1 protein-coding gene is annotated in these 259 nt (G+C 63.3%); it reads right to left on the bottom strand.

From position 1 onward, the window contains the following. Positions 1–259: hypothetical protein (locus tag SB753_RS38760; RefSeq protein ID WP_410805373.1), on the bottom strand; the 259-nt coding region annotated here is incomplete at both ends.

Below are 259 nucleotides of genomic sequence, written 5' to 3'. Positions count from 1 at the left end.
ATGTACGGCCGACACGACAAAGTCCCGGAATCCTTGCCATGCCCGTCGCGCGGGATCGACCGACGCGTCGAGCGTGACGTCGCATGGCACGGCACGAAGTGGCGACGAACCGCTCAGCGGATCGACGATGGCGCCGGACACGATGCTGTTGTAGTTACTGTTTGCGCTTCCCAGTGCCGTCGACGATTCCATGCCGATTTCGTCGCATGCCTGCCACCAGCCATACTCCGCGACTACGACATCCGGCGCGAGTTCGGGG

Source organism: Paraburkholderia sp. SIMBA_053 (assembly GCF_046534895.1).
Lineage (GTDB): Bacteria > Pseudomonadota > Gammaproteobacteria > Burkholderiales > Burkholderiaceae > Paraburkholderia > Paraburkholderia caledonica.
Note: the sequence above shows the minus strand (reverse complement) of the source record. Positions and strands in the feature narration are given on the sequence as shown.